The organism is Shewanella sp. MEBiC00475, from assembly GCF_005234075.1.
Classification (GTDB): Bacteria; Pseudomonadota; Gammaproteobacteria; order Enterobacterales; family Shewanellaceae; genus Shewanella; species Shewanella polaris.
Window position 1 is genome coordinate 1,259,981 of the sequence record NZ_CP039928.1, and the last position, 18,640, is coordinate 1,278,620.

General features: G+C 40.7%; 18 protein-coding genes. 13 read left to right on the top strand and 5 right to left on the bottom strand.

Translation table 11 applies throughout. The features are described from left to right. The first annotated feature begins 25 nt into the window (after positions 1-25). From FCN25_RS05570 to FCN25_RS05610, 9 genes are all read left to right on the top strand, one after another. Complete coding sequence (locus FCN25_RS05570; RefSeq protein ID WP_137222738.1) at positions 26-718, top strand: hypothetical protein; 693 nt, start codon at positions 26-28, stop codon at positions 716-718. Next, positions 715-1,536: a hypothetical protein gene (locus tag FCN25_RS05575; protein ID WP_137222740.1), complete on the top strand. Its 822-nt coding sequence runs from the start codon at positions 715-717 to the stop codon at positions 1,534-1,536. The genes FCN25_RS05570 and FCN25_RS05575 overlap by 4 nt, the downstream gene beginning before the upstream one ends. After that, entirely contained in the window at positions 1,533-2,336 is an 804-nt protein-coding gene (locus tag FCN25_RS05580) for a DUF3450 family protein (protein WP_254693725.1), read from the top strand. Before FCN25_RS05575 ends, FCN25_RS05580 begins: the two co-directional genes overlap by 4 nt. Beyond that, positions 2,336-3,751: a MotA/TolQ/ExbB proton channel family protein gene (locus tag FCN25_RS05585; protein ID WP_137222742.1), complete on the top strand. Its 1,416-nt coding sequence runs from the start codon at positions 2,336-2,338 to the stop codon at positions 3,749-3,751. Before FCN25_RS05580 ends, FCN25_RS05585 begins: the two co-directional genes overlap by 1 nt. Continuing rightward, complete coding sequence (locus FCN25_RS05590; RefSeq protein ID WP_137222744.1) at positions 3,738-4,259, top strand: MotA/TolQ/ExbB proton channel family protein; 522 nt, start codon at positions 3,738-3,740, stop codon at positions 4,257-4,259. Before FCN25_RS05585 ends, FCN25_RS05590 begins: the two co-directional genes overlap by 14 nt. Continuing rightward, the gene (locus FCN25_RS05595; RefSeq protein ID WP_137222746.1) at positions 4,249-4,650 is read left to right on the top strand and encodes a biopolymer transporter ExbD; all 402 of its coding nucleotides are present in this window, start codon (positions 4,249-4,251) and stop codon (positions 4,648-4,650) included. The genes FCN25_RS05590 and FCN25_RS05595 overlap by 11 nt, the downstream gene beginning before the upstream one ends. Then, positions 4,650-5,291, top strand: a complete 642-nt coding sequence (locus tag FCN25_RS05600) for an energy transducer TonB (protein ID WP_137222748.1) — start codon at positions 4,650-4,652, stop codon at positions 5,289-5,291. The genes FCN25_RS05595 and FCN25_RS05600 overlap by 1 nt, the downstream gene beginning before the upstream one ends. Positions 5,292-5,296: 5 nt before the next feature. Then, entirely contained in the window at positions 5,297-6,499 is a 1,203-nt protein-coding gene (locus tag FCN25_RS05605) for a tetratricopeptide repeat protein (protein WP_137222750.1), read from the top strand. Positions 6,500-6,903: 404 nt separating this feature from the next. After that, positions 6,904-7,524: a DsbA family protein gene (locus tag FCN25_RS05610; protein WP_137222752.1), complete on the top strand. Its 621-nt coding sequence runs from the start codon at positions 6,904-6,906 to the stop codon at positions 7,522-7,524. 393 nt (positions 7,525-7,917) lie between these two features. Here FCN25_RS05610 and FCN25_RS05615 read toward each other — a convergent pair whose 3' ends face one another. Together FCN25_RS05615 and FCN25_RS05620 are read right to left on the bottom strand one after the other, a co-directional pair. Further along, positions 7,918-8,562 carry a LysE family translocator gene (locus FCN25_RS05615; protein WP_137222754.1) on the bottom strand — a complete coding sequence of 215 codons (645 nt, stop codon included), beginning with the start codon at positions 8,560-8,562 and terminating at the stop codon, positions 7,918-7,920. Between the two features lie 231 nt (positions 8,563-8,793). Then, entirely contained in the window at positions 8,794-9,042 is a 249-nt protein-coding gene (locus FCN25_RS05620; RefSeq protein ID WP_137222756.1) for a DUF3297 family protein, read from the bottom strand. A gap of 307 nt (positions 9,043-9,349) precedes the next feature. Between FCN25_RS05620 and FCN25_RS05625 the strand changes: the two genes are divergently transcribed. The 3 genes from FCN25_RS05625 to FCN25_RS05635 are packed head-to-tail and all read left to right on the top strand — an operon-like array spanning position 9,350 to position 12,304. After that, the gene (locus tag FCN25_RS05625) at positions 9,350-10,510 is read left to right on the top strand and encodes a DUF2157 domain-containing protein (RefSeq protein WP_137222758.1); all 1,161 of its coding nucleotides are present in this window, start codon (positions 9,350-9,352) and stop codon (positions 10,508-10,510) included. Then, entirely contained in the window at positions 10,503-11,768 is a 1,266-nt protein-coding gene (locus FCN25_RS05630; RefSeq protein ID WP_175405830.1) for a DUF4401 domain-containing protein, read from the top strand. The genes FCN25_RS05625 and FCN25_RS05630 overlap by 8 nt, the downstream gene beginning before the upstream one ends. Then, positions 11,768-12,304: a GDYXXLXY domain-containing protein gene (locus FCN25_RS05635; RefSeq protein WP_137222762.1), complete on the top strand. Its 537-nt coding sequence runs from the start codon at positions 11,768-11,770 to the stop codon at positions 12,302-12,304. The genes FCN25_RS05630 and FCN25_RS05635 overlap by 1 nt, the downstream gene beginning before the upstream one ends. 126 nt (positions 12,305-12,430) lie before the next feature. Here FCN25_RS05635 and FCN25_RS05640 read toward each other — a convergent pair whose 3' ends face one another. The 3 genes from FCN25_RS05640 to FCN25_RS05650 all read right to left on the bottom strand — a co-directional run bounded on the left by FCN25_RS05640 (position 12,431) and on the right by FCN25_RS05650 (position 16,877). Further along, positions 12,431-13,156: a CBM9 family sugar-binding protein gene (locus FCN25_RS05640; RefSeq protein WP_137222764.1), complete on the bottom strand. Its 726-nt coding sequence runs from the start codon at positions 13,154-13,156 to the stop codon at positions 12,431-12,433. A gap of 264 nt (positions 13,157-13,420) precedes the next feature. Next, positions 13,421-15,628, bottom strand: coding sequence for a malate synthase G (locus FCN25_RS05645; protein WP_137222766.1), 2,208 nt, complete (start codon positions 15,626-15,628; stop codon positions 13,421-13,423). Positions 15,629-15,926: 298 nt separating this feature from the next. Then, positions 15,927-16,877 (bottom strand): LysR family transcriptional regulator, encoded by a 951-nt coding sequence (locus FCN25_RS05650; RefSeq protein WP_137222768.1) that lies wholly within the window; start codon positions 16,875-16,877, stop codon positions 15,927-15,929. Positions 16,878-16,986: 109 nt separating this feature from the next. On the opposite strand from FCN25_RS05650, the gene FCN25_RS05655 reads away from it, so the two are divergent. Continuing rightward, the gene (locus FCN25_RS05655) at positions 16,987-18,567 is read left to right on the top strand and encodes an isocitrate lyase (RefSeq protein ID WP_137222770.1); all 1,581 of its coding nucleotides are present in this window, start codon (positions 16,987-16,989) and stop codon (positions 18,565-18,567) included. Positions 18,568-18,640 lie beyond the last annotated feature (73 nt).

Sequence of the window (18,640 nt, forward strand, 5' to 3'; positions counted from 1 at the left end):
GACCGTTAACAAGAGAATGAATGATATGAGTGAAACAAGTCTAAGGTCTATTGGTACCGCTAGCAAAATGAGATTATCGGTACGATTAGCTAATGTGGCTTTACTTGGTTTAGCTGTATTTATATTAATCTTAATTAATAACAATAGCTTACTATTCCCCGCTAGCAGTGAAATTATTTATTTGGTCGCAACAGCCTTGATATGTATGTTGTCGGTTGTTTTTTTGAATCTACAAACTCGCGCCCAAATAAATTATGTTTTTTTCTTATGTGCGACGGCACTTGCAATGTTGTTATACAGCCAAATGCTTATCCCACCTAAAGAGAGTAGCGCCATGCTGACCTCGGTTTGGGCTCAGTTATTTTTTTTATCACGACCATTAGCGCTAGGCTTAGCCATCGCAGGATGTTTGGGGTACCTAATACAAGCTTTACGCAGTGATGCCAATTTAGAAAGCCATAGTCACTTGTTAGGTTTATTTGCTGGAACAGCCTATTTAGGCGGTGAAATCGCCGGCAGTTATTGGGCATTTATCGGTTGGGGACGCAGTTGGAGTTGGAGCAGTCACTTTTTCTTATCGGCATTAACTTACCTGCTATTTATATTGGTATTTCATATACCTAAAGCGTGGTTTTCAAATGCTAGCGCACTCTGCATGGGAAAGGCCGTTGTATTGGGCTTTATTAGCCTGTTGATGTTGGGATACCGATTATTATGAAGATGAATTGGTTATATTCAATGCGCTTAGCATTTGTCTTACTAGTCCTTGTCTCTTTGTGGTTTGCTGCAGGCATGGCTGTTAGTGAACAAGAGTCATCGAGGCAAGTGTTTAAATTATTGAATGATTTACCCATGTCTCAATGGTTACAACCGTTAACAACAGCCCCAATTGTAGCCGTATGGCTCATTGGTTTAGTCGCATTAATGGTTATGTTGGGTGTTAACACAGCTTTGTGTTCTTGGCGCGATTTATGGCCGACTTGGCGCCGTAAACGTTGGCATAGCCCACGCATTATGATGCTGCCCATACATGTACTTACTCTATTGGTATTTTTATTTCATGGTATCGATTTGGTGTTCATTCATGGGCACGATAGCGCGGTGTTACATCAAGGCCAACGTTTCTCCAGTGGCAATTATCAAATACAACTCACAAATGTAGACTATCAAGATGATGTTTCACTCATTAAAGAAGATGAAACAGGTAAAAGCCCTGCAGGTAGAATTACTCGCCGCAGCGTAGAGCAATTTGACCCTCGTAAAAATAGTGCACATTTTATTGTTGATGATGGGCACAAAAAAGTCAGTGGTGATGCCGGATTTATGCGCCAATTCAGAGTGGATGATTTATACCTCACAGTAACTGATTTTAGCATTCCTTATCAAAAGGATAATCTTGGGGTGCAAGTCAAAGTTGTTGCCGTGCATAACCCATTAGTAAACTACTTTTTTGCTTGTTATGGATTATTGTTATTAAGCCTATTCATTCAAGGATTTATATTTTGGCGTCGTTCGTATAAAAAAGGAACTCGATGATGACAAGTCGAATCAAATTAAATGGTTTATTAACCTGTTGTTTGTTGTTGACTAGCAACATAGTAACGGCGAACGACAATAAACAGGTTAACGAAAAACCTGTCGTTGATAATTTAGCCGAACAATGGACTGATAAAATAAAACAACCCATTCAGCAATCAGTTCAATTAGGGCAAGAAGCAGCTGATTGGCAACAACAGAAAATGCATTCTTTATCTCAACAGCAGCAAAGTTTAGGCGAATTATATTGGACAGAATACCAATTACAGAAAAAACAAAAAAATTTACAGTCACTACAAATGGAAATAAATCAGTTACAACAAGACATTGATACGATTAATGTTCTAAAGGAACAACTTGAACCCCAACTTGAGGTTTGGTATGCCATGTTAGAACAACAAGTGTTCTCTGATTTACCGTTTGACTTTGATGAGCGTAAACGACGTTTAGCGTTTTTACGTAGTGCGATGGATAAAAGTGAATTGCCATTGGCTGAACGCTTTAGACGTTTATTGGATGTGGTAAGCATTGAAGTTGCCTACGGATATGGTCAGCAAGTAAACCAAGATGTGGTCGTAATCGATGAAAAACCAATGCAAGTTAATTTACTACGTTTAGGTCGCCTAGCTTGGTTTTACATGACACCAGATGAACAACAATTTGGTTGGTTTGATCGTCAAACTCGCCAATGGAATACCATACCACTCAATGAACAAGGCGATTTAAGGTTGGCAATGGCGATTACAATGAATAAGCAAATTGCCGAAATCGTCAATATACCATTAGGAGTGCAAAGATAATGAAAGCAATATTTATCATTTTATTCCTATGTGCATCAACGTTAATGAATATGCAAAATGCTATTGCTTTGGAAAAAGATAAAGTCACACAACAGAGTGACAAGTACAAAATAATTGATCAAGCAGTAAACACCCATGCAAACAATCTCAACCAACAAAACCAACAGTGGCGCACTCGCCTGAAACAAGAAATATCTGAAGTAAGAAATAATCAACAAAACTTAGATAAGCGCTTGGATGATAAAAAACAAAAGCTTGCTGTTATTAATCAAAAACTAGCAGCGTTAAGCAAACAAAAAAATACATTAACAGATGATTATCAAAGCATTGTTGATGATATGAAACTAGTCCAAGGTGCATACCAAAAAACAATACGCAGCTTATCGCAACAATGGCAACTAAGTCCGACCCAGCTAATTGAGCCGCAAAGACGTCAATCACTGGAAAAAGCGCAATCTCATCCTGGCTTTCCTGACATGGCCCGCTTAAATGCGTTAATAACCTATGCTGTTGACGATATGAAGATGACCGCTAAAGTATCAAAATCTCATACAGCTATTAGCTTTGAAGACGGCCACGTAAGTGAAGAAAACCTTAGCATTATTGGTGGATTAATGGCAGTTAGTGAAAGCAAGAAGCCACAATTAATTATGTTTACCGATAAATTACCAACGGCAATTACCCCCAATAATTCGACAATCAGTAACAACATCAACCAGTGGTTAACTAATCAAACTCAATTACTGCCGCTTGATTTAAGCCAAGGGCGGATGCTGCCAAGTTTGGCTGATAAACAAACCTTTATTGATTGGGTAAAAAAAGGAGGAGAAGTGCTCTGGCCTATCCTTATTTTAGCCTTGATCGGTGTAATCATTGCCCTATGGCGAGCAATTGTGTTGTTTAGGTGGCGACCGTTAGCCCATTTAATCGACGAAGATAACCTAGCAAGTGCTGACTTAACTTTGATTAAACAGCAATTGTTAAAGGCTTCCCGTATACCTGCTGCATTGGTATTAGCAAACTCAATGGTAATCAATTCAAGTGTTGAATCTATGGACCTCAGACTTAAACAACTTATGCTAAAGCAAATGTCCAAGTTTGAACGAGGTTTAGGTTTTATAGCATTACTGGCTGCGATGGCGCCTATGTTAGGCCTGCTAGGTACGGTATCGGGGATGATTGAAACCTTCCAGTCGCTCACCGAATTTGGTAACAGCGATCCTAAATTATTATCACAAGGTATCAGTAAAGCATTAATAACCACTCAAGCAGGCTTACTGGTTGCACTACCGTTACTATTACTTCATTACCCATTGAAACGACGTGCACAAGCTCTTAGCTTGAATATGGAACAACAAGCGGCTTTGTTGCTAGCACTGTATATTGAATCTGGTGATAAACATGACAATCAATAATATTATTTATTCCATTAGTCAGTTTGAACATTCTATCCTCGCGTTTATAGACATGGGCGGATTAGTAATGTGGCCACTTTTTGCCTGTTGCTTATGGATGTTATGGTTGGCAAGCCAGATCATATTTAAGTCATATGATTTATCTTATATCCGCACGACAACGCAAACTTGTCCAGACTGGCTTAATCATAGACTGGATTCAATTGCATTAAGAAAAGCGTATCAACAACAATACTTTGATCTTCAAGGCGTAAAACTTTTATCCATGGTCGCACCGCTTTTAGGGTTACTCGGTACCGTTAGCGGAATGATAGCCATGTTTACTGCTGGTGCAGACTACGGTTTTCATGACCCTGCGGTGATTTCTGCGGGAATATCCATGGCAATGGTCACCACTCAAACAGGACTTTTTATTGGGTTAAGTGGAGCGTTATTAGCATTTTTCTGGCAAAGAAAATTGAATAAAATTCAAAGGATTGATCTTGTAAGAGGCTACCATGCTGAGTGATCGTTTTAGGCAAGATAAAGACCCAGAAATCAACATGACTCCCATGCTCGATGTGGTATTCATTCTACTTATTTTCTTTATTGTATCGACCAATTTTGTTCAACAATCTGCAGTTGAAATACACCGTCCATACGCCAGCACCGCAACACGTGTTGATGGTAGCCCTATCATAGTGACATTAGATACCACTGGAAGGGTCTACTTTGAATCTAAAGAAATTGATATCTATTATTTGCCCGGCAAATTACAGCAAATCGTCACCCAAACACCCAAAATAAAATTATTGATTGTTGCTGATACCAACTGTCCAACTGGGGTGACCATAAAAGTACTCGATATAGCAAAAAAAGCAGGCATCAGCTATAGCTCTGTGGCCTCAGAGAGTGACTAATGAAACAAAAGCCGCATTATAAAATGACGATTGTGAGTATCCGATTATTATTATCAATTGGATTGACTATTTTGCTTTGTTTTTATCTGCCCAACTATTTAAACCACAAACCTTCGCAACGATTAATAAATAACAAGCCTATCACTCTGGCAATAGCGTTGCCTGAAGTCGAAAAACAAAAATTATCGAAAATAGAAAGCGTTGAAGTAAGACATACTGCAGCAAAAGTCGCTCCACCACTCACCATGAACTTACCAATTATGGCGGGAGTTGCAGATACGCCGGTACATCAACCTATTTTTGTCGCACCATCAATAGATAGCACTCCCCTACCCAGTCTAGGCCCAATGACGATGGGGATTAAAGATGTCGACCAACCGCCTGAATTACTGAAATATATTCAACCCCAAATGCCTATTGCAGGACGAAAATATAAAGACGGTGGCAAAGTACTATTACGATTGATAGTTGAGGCGAATGGATTGGTAAGCCAAGTAAACATATTAGAATCTAATCCTGAAAAAGTATTTGATGATTCAGCAACCCAAGCCGCGCGAAAATGGCGCTTTAAACCCGCAATATTGTCTGGCGAGGCCGTTAAGGTTTTTGTTGATGTACCCATTAACTTTAAGGTCAATTAATTTAGATGAATTATCTTACTGCTTCTATATTGATATTCTTTTTATTAGTTGGTGTTAACGCTCAATCTCGCGAGCTCAGTCATTTTGAGTCGAACCAACTTTATAAAATGAATCAATTACTTGAAAACAAAAATTATGATGCCGCATCAAACATAATTAAGCCACTATTTGAACAAGAAAAACCTCATGCAACCGTATTTAAGTATGGATGCAAACTCTTAACTGACACAGGAAAGTTAACTGAAGCATTAAACTGTTGGACGAAAGGATACAAGCTTTACCCTAATGATATTAATTTAGCCATAAACTTAGCAGATTCGCTTTTAAAATCTAATCAATATCAGATGGTTATTAATCTATTAAAACCATTACTGGCATCAAGTAGCGATCAAGCTCTACTTGTGCAAACTCGTTATATAATGGGTTATTCTTATTATCAATTGACACAATATCAAGCGGTTATCGACATACTATTAATATCGCCAGTAAAACAACATTGGTGGCCTTTGATTAGTTATAGTCAATTAGCTTTAGAAGATTGGCAAGGGGCTAAAAATAGTGCGCTGCAGTGGCTAAAGAGCTCACCAGATAATCTAAGCGCTTGGCAAATTTTAGCTAGAAGTGAAATGGGATTAAATAATCCCATAGCGGCAGCTGTCGCGACGGATGTTTCTAGTGTAATAGATGGTAAAAAAACAAACGTAAACGTTAACCTATTAGGTAACCTAAAAGCATATAACTTTGCCGTTGAATGTATATCGCAGCAGCAAGGCCAAGTGTTTACCTCGCAACATTTTACTTGTGCGCAGTATGCTTGGCTTTCTGGCCAATATCAGCGGGCGTTAGATTTTATGCAATCATTTGTCATTAATTCCAAACTTAATACAGCCTTATACGACGACTATTATTTACTTCAAGGGCAATTATTTGCCGTATTAAAACAAAATGACCATGCAATAAACTCATGGAAAAAGGTAGGACAACAACCACTCACACTTGGCACTGCTAAAGAAATCAAATACGCACGACAAAAGCGCAATCAGCAACAAGGGCAAGCATTATTGCTAATGGGGCAAAATTACTGGTTAGCCCAACAATGGCCAGAAGCCAAAGCATGCTATCGCAAGCTAGCACAAACACCAGGATTTGAATCCATCTCGAAAGCTTTTGAGCAAAACTTAGCAGGATTTGAACTATTTACCCCCTGATTACAATTCTAATGAACCGATAATAATCAGTTGCAGTCGCTAATCCACAACACGCTTCATTCTGCGTCGTCAATCTAGCTAATGCTTAAACGCACCGATATGAGTCGATATCGTTTAATGGTACTAATGACGATCGTTATTAAAGAATAATTAAATTGAAGCCCTTTTCACTGCCAACAAGTTAAGATGACTAAATCAGAGCCAATAAGAGTTCCATTATGCTTGATTGGTTTGCGCTAAGTAATCAATCGCTTGCATCAGTCGATAACAGATACGCGTCCAATTCTGCACGTCACGTTAATCGATAATACATTTCAGGATGAATCTGCATAAATTCAATGATTGAATAATAGTAATAAACTATTTAGGATCACCACATCTGATCGCAAACAAGAATCCACTTAATGACCATTGAGCTTTATTTTATCTACGACTCACATTGCCCTTGGAGCTATGCTGCCACACCTTTGGTGAATGCACTGCAACAAGCCTATCCAGAGATGAATGTACACTTACTACATAGCGCGCATTACATCGGCAAAGACAGTGCAGGCGAAGAACAAATGCAAGCCGCTGCAAAAATCAGTGGGCTTAAGTTTGGTCGCGACCATATTCGCTACGCAAACAGTCCTAAAAGCTCAATAAAAGTCGCAAACTTAATGGCATGGTTGCAAACCAAGCATGCCGATAAGCAATTGCCAGTGCTTAATGCGCTACAAAGAGCCCATTTCATTGAAGGCAACCCGCTTACCAATAAACACGACTTTAATGACATAGTAGAAAAATTTAAGCTGTCAGCATCGAATAAAATATTTAAAGATGAACTCAGTATGGATGCCGAATACGTACTAGAAGGCATTGAGGAAATTCAACAAGTTATTGGCACGGCAGGATTCCCTGCTATCGTGATCACGGTTGATGACAACGCCATCTTTGTTGATCACTCACAATACTTGAGCAATCCCCAAGCGGTAGTTGAAGCCGTTGAAAAAGAGATGGATGCCATCAAGCAATCAAAGCATTAATGTCACAACATATTGAATGCTTTTAGTTTGTAGTTTGTAGTTTACGTAACAATATTTGAATGTATCAATAAAAAAACCACGGCTATCACCGTGGTTTTTTATTAATTGAAATCTTATTCCGACTTACTTATACCAATCCGCATTAGAATTTGCTCTTTTAGCTAAAATTATCAGTGAGGTATTCGAGGCAGCCTTTTGAAGACATAGTCGTTCTACGTTAAGAAAGGCTAACAAAGAAGACCACTCTGATAAATTCGCCCTTCGGGGCTGTGTCACAACACCCATTACTGTTTCAAATGACTTTGATGTAGAAGACTACACCTACAGTCATTTTTATTGTACTGGGCCTAGTGACGCAGCCTAAAATAGATCATATTCTAATAAGGATTGGTATTAGCTAATACTTTGCACCTGCGACGCCAGTAACCAAATCGCTAAAGCAAAAAATATTACCCCCATAAACTTGTTCTGATAAGTCCGAAACTTTTCATTTTTCAGTAAGGGTTTGCCTAAACTGCCCACTAACGCCACTAATAACAAATTAAATGCTAAACCCATCACATTAAGCAGCAACCCTAATGCCAGCATTTGTTCACCAGAACTGGCACTCAATTGAGTTGAAACAAACTGAGGCAAAAACAACACGAAGAATATCAGCGCTTTAGGATTAAGTAGATTACTCATTACTGCTCGGCGATAAAGTAATTTAGCTAAATTACCCTGCTGAGTAATTTCGGGCGCATCGCTAGCACTGCTGCGCATGCAATCCCAACCCATTTTAAGCAAGTAAGCCCCGCCTAACACTCGCAACAACTCTAGCGCCATTGGATTCATTGCCACTAATGCGGAAACGCCCATTGCAGCAAGTAAGGTTAAAATAAGTCCCGAGGTCGCATTACCAAAACTGGCATACACACCCACTTTGCGGCCATAACTCAAGCTAGAACTGGCAATCAACAACATGTCAGGCCCAGGAATTAATAGTAAGGCAACCACTGTGGTTAAATAAACGGGAAGTAAAGCCAGATCAATTATCATAAATACACAAATTCTAAACGAATGCTAAAACAAGGCGCGGATTCTAACGCTATCCAACATGAATGAAAATCATGTTAAGCGGCTACAGGAGTTTAAAGCAGAGGCACAGTTGGCAGGGTTTGTTTACGGTTAGAATTACTAAGTGGTTATAAACCAAAGAAGTATAAATAATAAAGGCCAGCCGTAACGGCTAGCCTTTGTTTTTGACGCTAAAAGTCAGTTTACTCAGTCCTACTTATAGAACGCTTCAATCTTACCTTTTACTGTCATCGTAAGCGGTTGACCGCGACGATCTAATGCTTTGTGCGATGCGACTTTTACCCAGCCTTCGCTGATGCAATATTCTTCGACATCATTACGCTCTTTACCATTAAACAAAATGCCAATTTCGTGTTCGAAAATGGCTTCCACATGATGTGGGCTACGTGGATTAACGCTAAGGCGATCAGGTAAAGCAGGTTTAACTGTAGTGTCGTTCATTGTCTGGTCTGTAGTGAGTAAAACATGCGCTATTGTAGGCAATACCAGCCAGATGCTCAATAGCGGTTGTGATAAATGTGAGTCGCCCCTAAAAGATACCGTTTATCAGGAAAGAAGCACAATCATAAATACTAAGCATCAGTGTTAAGCTAAGTGCCTGTGTTTAAAATCCCATATGATCTTTTCTATGGGTTTTTAAGTGCATATGATTTTTCATTGCATATAGGCAGCGTTAGTTTACATTTAGCTTAGCGAGCGACAGTGTATCAACGGCCAAGAGTTCAATAAAAGGGATAGCAGACAAGGGATGATGACTCAAAAGCGTTCAACCATATGGCAGTGGTTTATAGACGGCAAAATAGAGCCTGTTAATGTCAAAGCCGCAATGTTAGTGGCTTACCCTCACCCAACAGAGAATAAGTGGCAGCAATTAATCGCCAATATATTACTCTATCTCGGGGTATTATTACTTGGCGCTGGGGTGATATTTTTCATGGCATTTAACTGGGATGCGTTGTCGCACCTCAATAAATTTGCCATAGTCGAAACCCTATTTTCCCTGTTTATTGGCGGATTTTTTCTTGCTAACCGCGCGCGCAAAAAATCATCTTTACAGCCCGATGACCAACATGAGCTGCATGACCCGCATGATCAACACAACCAACATATTCAACAGACTTATGGCTGGAGTCTAGCCAATGCAATGTTACTTGGAGCCAGTATTATGCTCGGGGCATTACTGGCGTTGGTGGGACAAACCTATCAAACAGGCGCCGATCCTTGGCAACTGTTTGCCATTTGGGCGGTGTTAATTCTACCCTTTGCTTACATCGCAGGTTTTGATCTGTTGTGGTTATTGGTGGTGGTATTACTCAACGTCAGCCTAGGGTTATATCTTCAATCCTTTGCTTCTGTATTTAGTTTTCTACTTGAAGACATTCAACAAATCGCCATTTTCGGCTTAGTAAACTTAGTCATTCACCTAACATTTGCCTTAGCTAAACGCTGTAAATGGCGCGGACAATTGCATTTTAATTGCCCCATGGTTGAAGCAAGCAGTTTATTTGCTAGCGTAAGCGGATTCACCTGGCTAATCATTTGGGTCATTTTTGACTTTAATTACCACTACGACTCCAACGAATATGTTGCCTATTATGCGCTAGTGTACCTCGTCACTATGGTCAGCTTATTTGTTTGGTACCGTTATCGTTCACCCGCCTTATATCCACTTACATTGGTATTAACCAGCATGAGTGCCGCTATAATATCGCTACTATCAAGTGAGTTATTCGAAACTAGCGATACCATTGCAGCGTTTTTTATCATGGGCATAGTGGTTGTGGGCCTAACCAGTGGCTGTTTATATTGGCTGAAAAAATGGCACCAACAGTTCGATGAAATGACGATGCTTACGGATAATAACGCGAGCAATAGTGATGTTAAAAAAGAGGGAGTTGCTCATGAGTAACCTCAGTTCGAGTAACACATTATGGCAATCGCTGTTTAATAAAGGGCTGGTAACCACGGATATTGCACCACAGGCCATGCTAAGCAGTCCTTGGTATATCATTGCCGCACAAATTATTGGAGGCTGGATTGCAGCGCTTTTTTTATTGGCGTTTGTATTGCTGAGTGCATCTTCGGTAAGCGATATTACCGAATCATCATTTATCAGTTTTGGTCTTGTGCTAAGCCTAGGCTGCTTGGCATATTATCGACTTGGCGAAAATCGCCAAGAGTTTATCCTGCAGATGGTGTTCGCATTTAGTCTATGCGGACAAATAATGATACTTTTTGGCACCTTCGAAAGCCTAGAAAATAGCAACGAGACCCTAATCGCAGTGGTTTATGCCGTAACCTTTGCCATTCACTGGATAGTCATTCCCCACAAAGCAAACCAATTTGTTGCTGCATTCGGTATGGTACCCAGCCTATTAGCTATTTTAGCCATCAACCACTTATCGCTACTTATATTGCCATTGTTAGTGCTAAGTTCAGTCGTTATCTGGTCACAAATTTACCGATGGCCACAACATTATCAACGTATCAGAATGTTAGGTTACGCAGTTGCCATCGGTTTGCTACTGGTTAATGTCATGCTGTTTGAATTGGATGACATAATAGATCAGTCTAGTTTTCTGATGACATTTAACGCCAGCATTAATGACTATATCGCTATCGCTATCAGCTTGTTATCAGCGCTGTGGCTCATTAATCAAATCTTTAACCAGCTAGCGCCCAACAACCAAACCAACCAAGCTAAGGCTTCGCATACTCGCAGCAAGCGAATGGTGATCCTTACTGCAATATTAATCAGCTTACTTTCAGTCGTCATGAGCGGATTAAGCGCCGCGCTACTTATTTTATTGCTGGGCTATTTCTATAACGAACGCAAATTAGTCATCCTTTCGGTGTGTGCCCTACTCGCCTTTATCAGCCTGTATTACTACTCACTCCACATCGACTTGTTTGATAAATCATTGTGGTTAATGGCCAGTGGCACAGTGCTGTTACTGCTCAGATTGGCCATGAACACTAAAGCCAAAGATTGCACCAAAAATAGCGTCGAAAATACTGTTGCTAGTGGTGCTGAAAATGGTTCTAAAAATGGGGTTGAAAATAATGATGAAGTTGGATTGATGGATCCAACAGCGGATACAGAAAACGTTAGCGCTGTAATTGAAACGACTCCAGCAACAAGAATACAAAACAAGGAGCAACCATAATGACATCGAATAACAACACCTTGCTTAATTCTCGCCAGCTAAGTAAGCGGTCACTATGGGCAATTATTGCGGCATTAGTAATACTCGCACTCATTAACTACAAGATATTTAAACAAGAACAACTATTAGCCAATGGCGAAGTCATACTGTTTGAACTGGCCCCTGTAGATCCACGCTCCTTAATGCAAGGCGATTACATGGCGCTAAATTATGACATTGCGAGAGTGGTTAGCCAGTCAGTTAATCAGCACTCAAGCACGCAAAATAACCATGATGGTTTGTTTATTGTGACACTTGATAAACATCGCGTCGCCCAGTTTGTTGGCCTTTACAATGGTGACGCTTTAACCCCGACCCAGCGATTGATTCAATATCGCGTGCGTGACGGCAGTATTAAACTGGCCAGTAATGCTTTTTTCTTTCAAGAAGGTCGAGCCGAAGATTTTGAACAATCAAAATATGGCGAGTTTAGAGTTAATCAAGCAGGACAATTACTACTCAGTAATATGATAGATAAAGACTTTAAGCGCATATAGGCAGTGACGAGTTAGATCAAATAACCGGTAAAATTGGAGTAAATGGGGGCAGAGTAAACTTTAAATTGTCAGCTATACTCTTTAACTCAAGTCACTTTACAAATGGATCATGGTGTTAGATGTTGGCTAACGTTTAAGAGTCATACGGCCAAAGACACTAGCATCAATAAAGCCTCTGTTTTTGTCACCGTTAACAGGTTGTATCTCATGGGAACCCATAAAATGCTCCCTTACTGGGCTGCCATCATTATCGCAATAGGCAAGCATAAAACCGATCACTTTATTGGGCGCGAGCAGTAATGGCTTATCTTCCTGACCTTCTTTAAAATCATTAGGATACAGCTTAATCGCCACCTCCCAAATCACGTTGTAAGGCGCCTCACTACTGCGCTGCCAACGGCTCTTTAAATGCGACGTATACAAGTGAGCTTGTTTGTCTGGACCATAATCAGCCGCCTGATTGTCTAGGCCAATATGGTAGGCAAATGCACTGTGGTTAAACTGATGATCGCCGCCTGAGGCATCGCTATCAATAAAAATCTCTAAGGTGTCATCATCCCAATAATTCACCGTTGGGTCGGCATGGGTATCAAGCAACACATCGTCGGTAATTTCAGCTTGCAGGTAAAGATAATGCTCATCCCACAGTAATTTATATTTACCGCTGAAATCACTCGCAGAATCAGGCAATACTCCATCCATTAAATACGGCATCGTCTGCCACTTAGCCTGCTGCCATGCTGCGTCAGCAACACCATCAATCTTAATAGGCGTTGCGGTATATTCAACATCCATAGCAAATAGTGTCTGGCTACTAAACAGTAATCCCAAAGCGAATAAAGAATATTTCATAAGGCTCATTTCTAGTCGGTTTTATATAGACTCGCTTAATCTGGCATTGAAAACAATCATAAATCAGACCCACGCTTAAAAGCTCTGCATCAAGCGATGTCTGAAATAAATCGGCCCAACAATCTGGTCAAAACCCCGCCGGCTAGCGGGTACTACTCTGATACCACTGATAAAGTGACCACAAAAAAAGCCCTAATCTTTGCAAGATCAGGGCTTATTTATTGAGTGACTACATAAACTCAGAGCAAGTATTAACGGTAAAGATTAACCTGCTTTAGCTTTAGCTTGAATTCGATAAGCATGTAGCAAAGGCTCTGTGTAACCAGAAGGCTGAGATTTGCCTTTAAAAATCAGATCGCATGCCGCTTTAAAGGCAATGCCGTCAAAGTTAGGCGCCATATTAGTGTACAGCGGATCCCCTGCATTTTGAGTATCGACCACCGCAGCCATTTTTTTCAACGCGCCCATCACTTGTGCTTCACTGCATATGCCATGCTCAAGCCAATTAGCTAAATATTGCGATGAAATTCGCAAGGTTGCTCTGTCTTCCATCAAGCCGACATTATTAATATCAGGCACTTTTGAACAACCCACACCTTGATCAATCCAGCGCACAACATAGCCTAAAATACCCTGAGCATTATTTTCTAGTTCAAAAGCAATTTGCTCATTGGTGAGTGTTACCCCTTCAGCAAGTAAAGGAATGGTTAACAAACTGTCAATGCTAGCACGTGGGCGTTGCTTAATATGTTGCTGAACGTCTGCCACATTAATTTGGTGATAATGAGTAGAATGCAGCACGGCACCATTTGGCGACGGCACCCACGCTGTATTTGCGCCCGCTTTAGGATGAGCCGCTTTTTGCTCAAGCATCGCTGCCATTTCATCTGGCATTGGCCACATGCCTTTACCGATTTGAGCGCGACCTTGTAAGCCACATTCAAGCCCAATATCGACATTCCAATCTTCGTAAGCACTAATCCACTTTTGCTGTTTCATCACCGATTTAGGCACAAATGCACCCGCTAGCATTGAGGTATGCAACTCATCACCCGTACGATCAAGAAAGCCAGTATTAATAAACACGACGCGATCTTTCGCAGCCCTAATGCACTCTTTTAAATTCAGTGTCGTTCTGCGCTCTTCATCCATAATGCCTACCTTAATCGTATTACGCGGAAGCTTGAGCGCATCTTCTATCTTAGTAAACAGGTCACAGGTAAATTGCACTTCTTCAGGGCCATGCATTTTAGGTTTTACAATATTCACCGAACCTTTGCGGCTATTACTACGACCATTATTGTTACCTTTAAGGTCGTGCATCGCAGCAAGCACAGTTATCATGCCATCAAGTATCCCTTCAGGTACTTCGTTGCCATTTTTATCCAGCACAGCATCAATGGTCATCAAGTGACCCACATTACGCACAAATAGCAAACTTCTACCAGGTAAAGTGACTGTTTTTACATCTGCATTCTGGTTGGCACTCTGGTTGGCATTAGCAGCGGTATAGACGCGATCATCGTTGAGCTCTCTAACAATCTCTTTACCATTTTTAGTCAGCGAGGCAACTAAGTTACCTTGCATCAAACCTAACCAATTGCGATAAACTTCAACCTTATCTTCAGCATCAACTGCAGCGACAGAATCCTCACAGTCCATAATGGTGGTAACAGCGGCTTCAACCAGCAAGTCTTTAACGCCAGCGCGATCGCTGCCACCAATAACACTGGTTGGATCTATTTGAATTTCGATATGCAGACCATTATTAACTAACAAAATAGCACTTGGTGCATCGGCACTACCTTGGTAACCCACACATTTATCGGTTTGGGCTAAGGTTGTGGTAGAGCCGTCAGTTAATTGCACCCGTAACACACCCGCGTCGAGGTAATAACGGGTCACATCGGCATGGCTGCCTTGTGCTAAGGGCGCAGCTGTATCTAAGTGTTGTTTGGCAAAAGCGATAACTTTATTGCCGCGTACCGGGTTGTATTGTTTAGTGAGCTCCGCGCCACCTTCTTCAGATATCGCGTCAGTGCCATATAGCGCATCATACAAGCTGCCCCAACGAGCATTGGCTGCGTTAAGCGCAAAGCGAGCATTTTTAACCGGCACTACAAGTTGTGGTCCCGCTTGCGCGGCAATTTCATGGTCGACATTTTCAGTGCTAATTTGAAAAGCCTCCCCCTCAGGAACCAAGTAACCTATTTCAAATAGAAAAGCTTTATATTTTGCAGGGTCAAAATCTTTGGTGGGATGGTCAATATGCCATTGATCAATTTGCTGTTGTAGTTGTTGTCTTTTTTCTAACAGCTTCACATTAACGGGAGAAAATTCGCTAATAATGTCCTCAAATTTTGCCCAAAAGGTTGCTGAATCAATGCCTGTACCTGGGCAAATCTCACTGTCGACCAATTGCCACAATTCTTGCGCTATGTGTAATCCACCTACTTGAATACGTGCTGTCATTTTATATCCCTACCTTAATTTCTGTACGTTGACCGTAAACTTAGCCTTAAATCATAGTCCTAAATCATTAGCCCCAAATCATTAGTCATAACTCATTAGTCCCAAATAACTAGCGCAAACTCATTCCACTGTTAACAGCTTACTGTTCATACGCAGTAATACTTCACTCTATATCAAAGCCACCTTATTTATCCAATTTATACTTACTATCATCACTATTCACCAAAGATATGGCGAAATGGTGTTTTTTGGTTAATTTACAACATATACGTAACTAAAAATCACAATGACAGTAAGATTAAACATCACCTCTATTTATCTCTTCTGCGGTTTTAGTGATAAGTTGTCGCATCCATTGATGCGCGGGATTATGTTGAAGCAAAGGGCTCCAAGCCATAGTCAATGCAATGGGTTGAATAATAAAAGGCGGCGGAACAATGCTCACCCGTTCATTATTGATGTGATGACGAGCCATCTTACTTGGTATGGTTGCGATCAAATCTTGTTGCTCAGCCAACAAACAGGCGGCTTGATAATGGCGTGTAAAAACGGTGATCTGGCGTTTCACACCAATTCGCGTTAATGCTTCATCTACCCAGCCCAAACGCTGAACATCATCTGGGTCCATCCCTACCCCAACACCCATCCCTGTTTTACTCACCCACACATGCTTAGCTTTTAAATAACTGTCTAAAGAAAACTTCTTTAAAACAGGATTACCCTTACTAATCAAGCAGCTAAAATCATCACTCCACAATATTTTTTGATGAAATGATTGCGGAATACTGTCAAAACGGTTGATCACCATATCGACTCTTCCTTGTTCTACATCAGGGAAACTGACATCACTTGGGGTCATGATATCTAAAATAATGTTGGGTGCTTGAGTACGAAGCTTAGCAATGAGCGGCGGAATTAACGTCGCTTCAGCATAATCACTTGCCATAACACGGAAGACTTTATCACTTTCTAGTGGATCATAATGGGCACGCGGTTGTACGGCTTTTTCCAGCCCAATAATCAGCTCACTGATAATGGGTTGTAATTCATTTGCACGTTCGGTCGGTGTCATACCCTGACTAGTGCGAATAAGTAAGGGATCATCAAACAAGTTTCGTAAGCGTTTTAGGCCGTTACTCATTGCAGGCTGACTGATCCCAAGCTGGTCTGCCGCTTTAGTAACATTTCTTTCACGCAATAAAACATCTAAATAAACAAGGAGGTTCAAGTCGATACGAGATACATTCATATGGTGAATACCGAAGATAGTAAGTATAAATTAGGCTTATTTAACCAAATCTAGCTATTATTTTCAACGTAATCAATTGCCGCTAATCTATTTGTTAAGGAATAAACACATGAGTCACTACAAAAATATTATCGATGAAGCTGCCACCTTAATTAATTCAGAAGGTAGTGCATGGAATGCCATCAACCCAGAGTCAGTCGCTCGTATGCGTCTACAAAATCGCTTTAAAACTGGGTTAGACATCGCAAAGTACACTGCCAAGATCATGCGTGAAGACATGGACAACTACGACAAGGACTCATCGCAGTACACTCAGTCTTTAGGTTGCTGGCATGGTTTTATCGGCCAACAAAAAATGATCGCGATTAAAAAACATCTTTTAACCACCAAGCGTCGTTACTTATATCTTTCAGGTTGGATGGTAGCTGCACTGCGTAGTGAGTTTGGTCCATTACCTGACCAATCTATGCATGAAAAAACCTCTGTTGCTGCGTTGATTAGAGAGCTATACACCTTCCTACGTCAAGCTGATGCCCGTGAACTAGGTGGTCTTTTCCGCGAATTAGATAATGCCAAAGAGTCAGATAAAGCCGCGATTCAACAAAAAATTGAAAACTTCGAAACCCACGTTGTACCGATTATTGCCGACATTGATGCCGGTTTTGGTAACGAAGAAGCCACTTACTTAATGGCAAAACAAATGATTGAAGCCGGTGCTTGTTGTATTCAATTAGAAAACCAAGTGTCAGATGTAAAACAGTGTGGCCACCAAGACGGTAAAGTCACCGTGCCACATGTTGAATTTTTAGCAAAAATTAATGCGGTTCGTTATGCATTTTTAGAGCTAGGTATCGATGACGGCGTAATTGTTGCGCGTACCGATTCATTAGGTGCAGGCTTAACTCAAAAAATTGCTGTCACTAAAGAAGCTGGCGATCTAGGCGATTTATACAATAGCTTCCTTGAAGTTGAAACCGTTGATGCTGCAAAACTTGAAAATGGTGATGTGGTATTCAAGCAAGGTGGCAAACTGGTAAAACCGGCTCGTCTACCAAATGGTTTATTTAAGTTCCGTGCTGGTACGGGTGAAGAACGTTGTGTACTTGACTGTATTACCTCATTGCAAAATGGCGCTGATTTATTGTGGATTGAAACTGAAAAGCCGCATGTATCTCAAATCGGTGGCATGGTTAACGAAATCCGTAAAGTTGTTCCTAATGCCAAGCTTGTGTATAACAACTCGCCATCGTTTAACTGGACGCTTAACTTCCGTCAGCAAATATTTGATGCGATGGAAAAAGCAGGACAAGACGTTTCAGCTTACGACCGCCCTCAATTAATGAGTGTTGATTACGATGGCACAGAGCTTGCTATCCAAGCTGATGAAAAGATTCGTACTTTCCAAGCTGACTCGGCACGTGAAGCAGGTATTTTCCATCACCTTATTACACTACCGACTTACCATACTGCAGCATTATCTACCGATAACTTGGCTAAAGAATACTTCGGTGACCAAGGTATGTTGGGTTATGTTGCCAATGTTCAGCGTAAGGAAATCCGTCAAGGTATCGCCTGTGTTAAACATCAAAACATGGCTGGTTCAGATATGGGTGATGCACATAAAGAGTACTTCTCTGGTGACCAAGCGCTTAAAGCGTCTGGTAAAGACAACACGATGAACCAGTTCTAAGACCACTTTTATAGTCTGATTTTATCACTGCTTTTATAAACAGTTTTATAAACTGATCTTGTAAACTGCTTGT

What these genes read in the sequence shown, in the direction of transcription:
- FCN25_RS05630 (WP_175405830.1), top strand. Translation starts at nt 10,503, where the DNA reads ATGAGTAACCTCAGTTCGAGTAACACATTATGGCAATCGCTGTTTAAT.
- FCN25_RS05655 (WP_137222770.1), top strand. Translation starts at nt 16,987, where the DNA reads ATGAGTCACTACAAAAATATTATCGATGAAGCTGCCACCTTAATTAAT.
- FCN25_RS05580 (WP_254693725.1), top strand. Translation starts at nt 1,533, where the DNA reads ATGATGACAAGTCGAATCAAATTAAATGGTTTATTAACCTGTTGTTTG.
- FCN25_RS05575 (WP_137222740.1), top strand. Translation starts at nt 715, where the DNA reads ATGAAGATGAATTGGTTATATTCAATGCGCTTAGCATTTGTCTTACTA.
- FCN25_RS05620 (WP_137222756.1), bottom strand. Translation starts at nt 9,042, where the DNA reads ATGAACGACACTACAGTTAAACCTGCTTTACCTGATCGCCTTAGCGTT.
- FCN25_RS05625 (WP_137222758.1), top strand. Translation starts at nt 9,350, where the DNA reads ATGATGACTCAAAAGCGTTCAACCATATGGCAGTGGTTTATAGACGGC.
- FCN25_RS05595 (WP_137222746.1), top strand. Translation starts at nt 4,249, where the DNA reads ATGCTGAGTGATCGTTTTAGGCAAGATAAAGACCCAGAAATCAACATG.
- FCN25_RS05585 (WP_137222742.1), top strand. Translation starts at nt 2,336, where the DNA reads ATGAAAGCAATATTTATCATTTTATTCCTATGTGCATCAACGTTAATG.
- FCN25_RS05600 (WP_137222748.1), top strand. Translation starts at nt 4,650, where the DNA reads ATGAAACAAAAGCCGCATTATAAAATGACGATTGTGAGTATCCGATTA.
- FCN25_RS05645 (WP_137222766.1), bottom strand. Translation starts at nt 15,628, where the DNA reads ATGACAGCACGTATTCAAGTAGGTGGATTACACATAGCGCAAGAATTG.
- FCN25_RS05570 (WP_137222738.1), top strand. Translation starts at nt 26, where the DNA reads ATGAGTGAAACAAGTCTAAGGTCTATTGGTACCGCTAGCAAAATGAGA.
- FCN25_RS05635 (WP_137222762.1), top strand. Translation starts at nt 11,768, where the DNA reads ATGACATCGAATAACAACACCTTGCTTAATTCTCGCCAGCTAAGTAAG.
- FCN25_RS05605 (WP_137222750.1), top strand. Translation starts at nt 5,297, where the DNA reads ATGAATTATCTTACTGCTTCTATATTGATATTCTTTTTATTAGTTGGT.
- FCN25_RS05590 (WP_137222744.1), top strand. Translation starts at nt 3,738, where the DNA reads ATGACAATCAATAATATTATTTATTCCATTAGTCAGTTTGAACATTCT.
- FCN25_RS05610 (WP_137222752.1), top strand. Translation starts at nt 6,904, where the DNA reads ATGACCATTGAGCTTTATTTTATCTACGACTCACATTGCCCTTGGAGC.
- FCN25_RS05640 (WP_137222764.1), bottom strand. Translation starts at nt 13,156, where the DNA reads ATGAAATATTCTTTATTCGCTTTGGGATTACTGTTTAGTAGCCAGACA.
- FCN25_RS05615 (WP_137222754.1), bottom strand. Translation starts at nt 8,562, where the DNA reads ATGATAATTGATCTGGCTTTACTTCCCGTTTATTTAACCACAGTGGTT.
- FCN25_RS05650 (WP_137222768.1), bottom strand. Translation starts at nt 16,877, where the DNA reads ATGAATGTATCTCGTATCGACTTGAACCTCCTTGTTTATTTAGATGTT.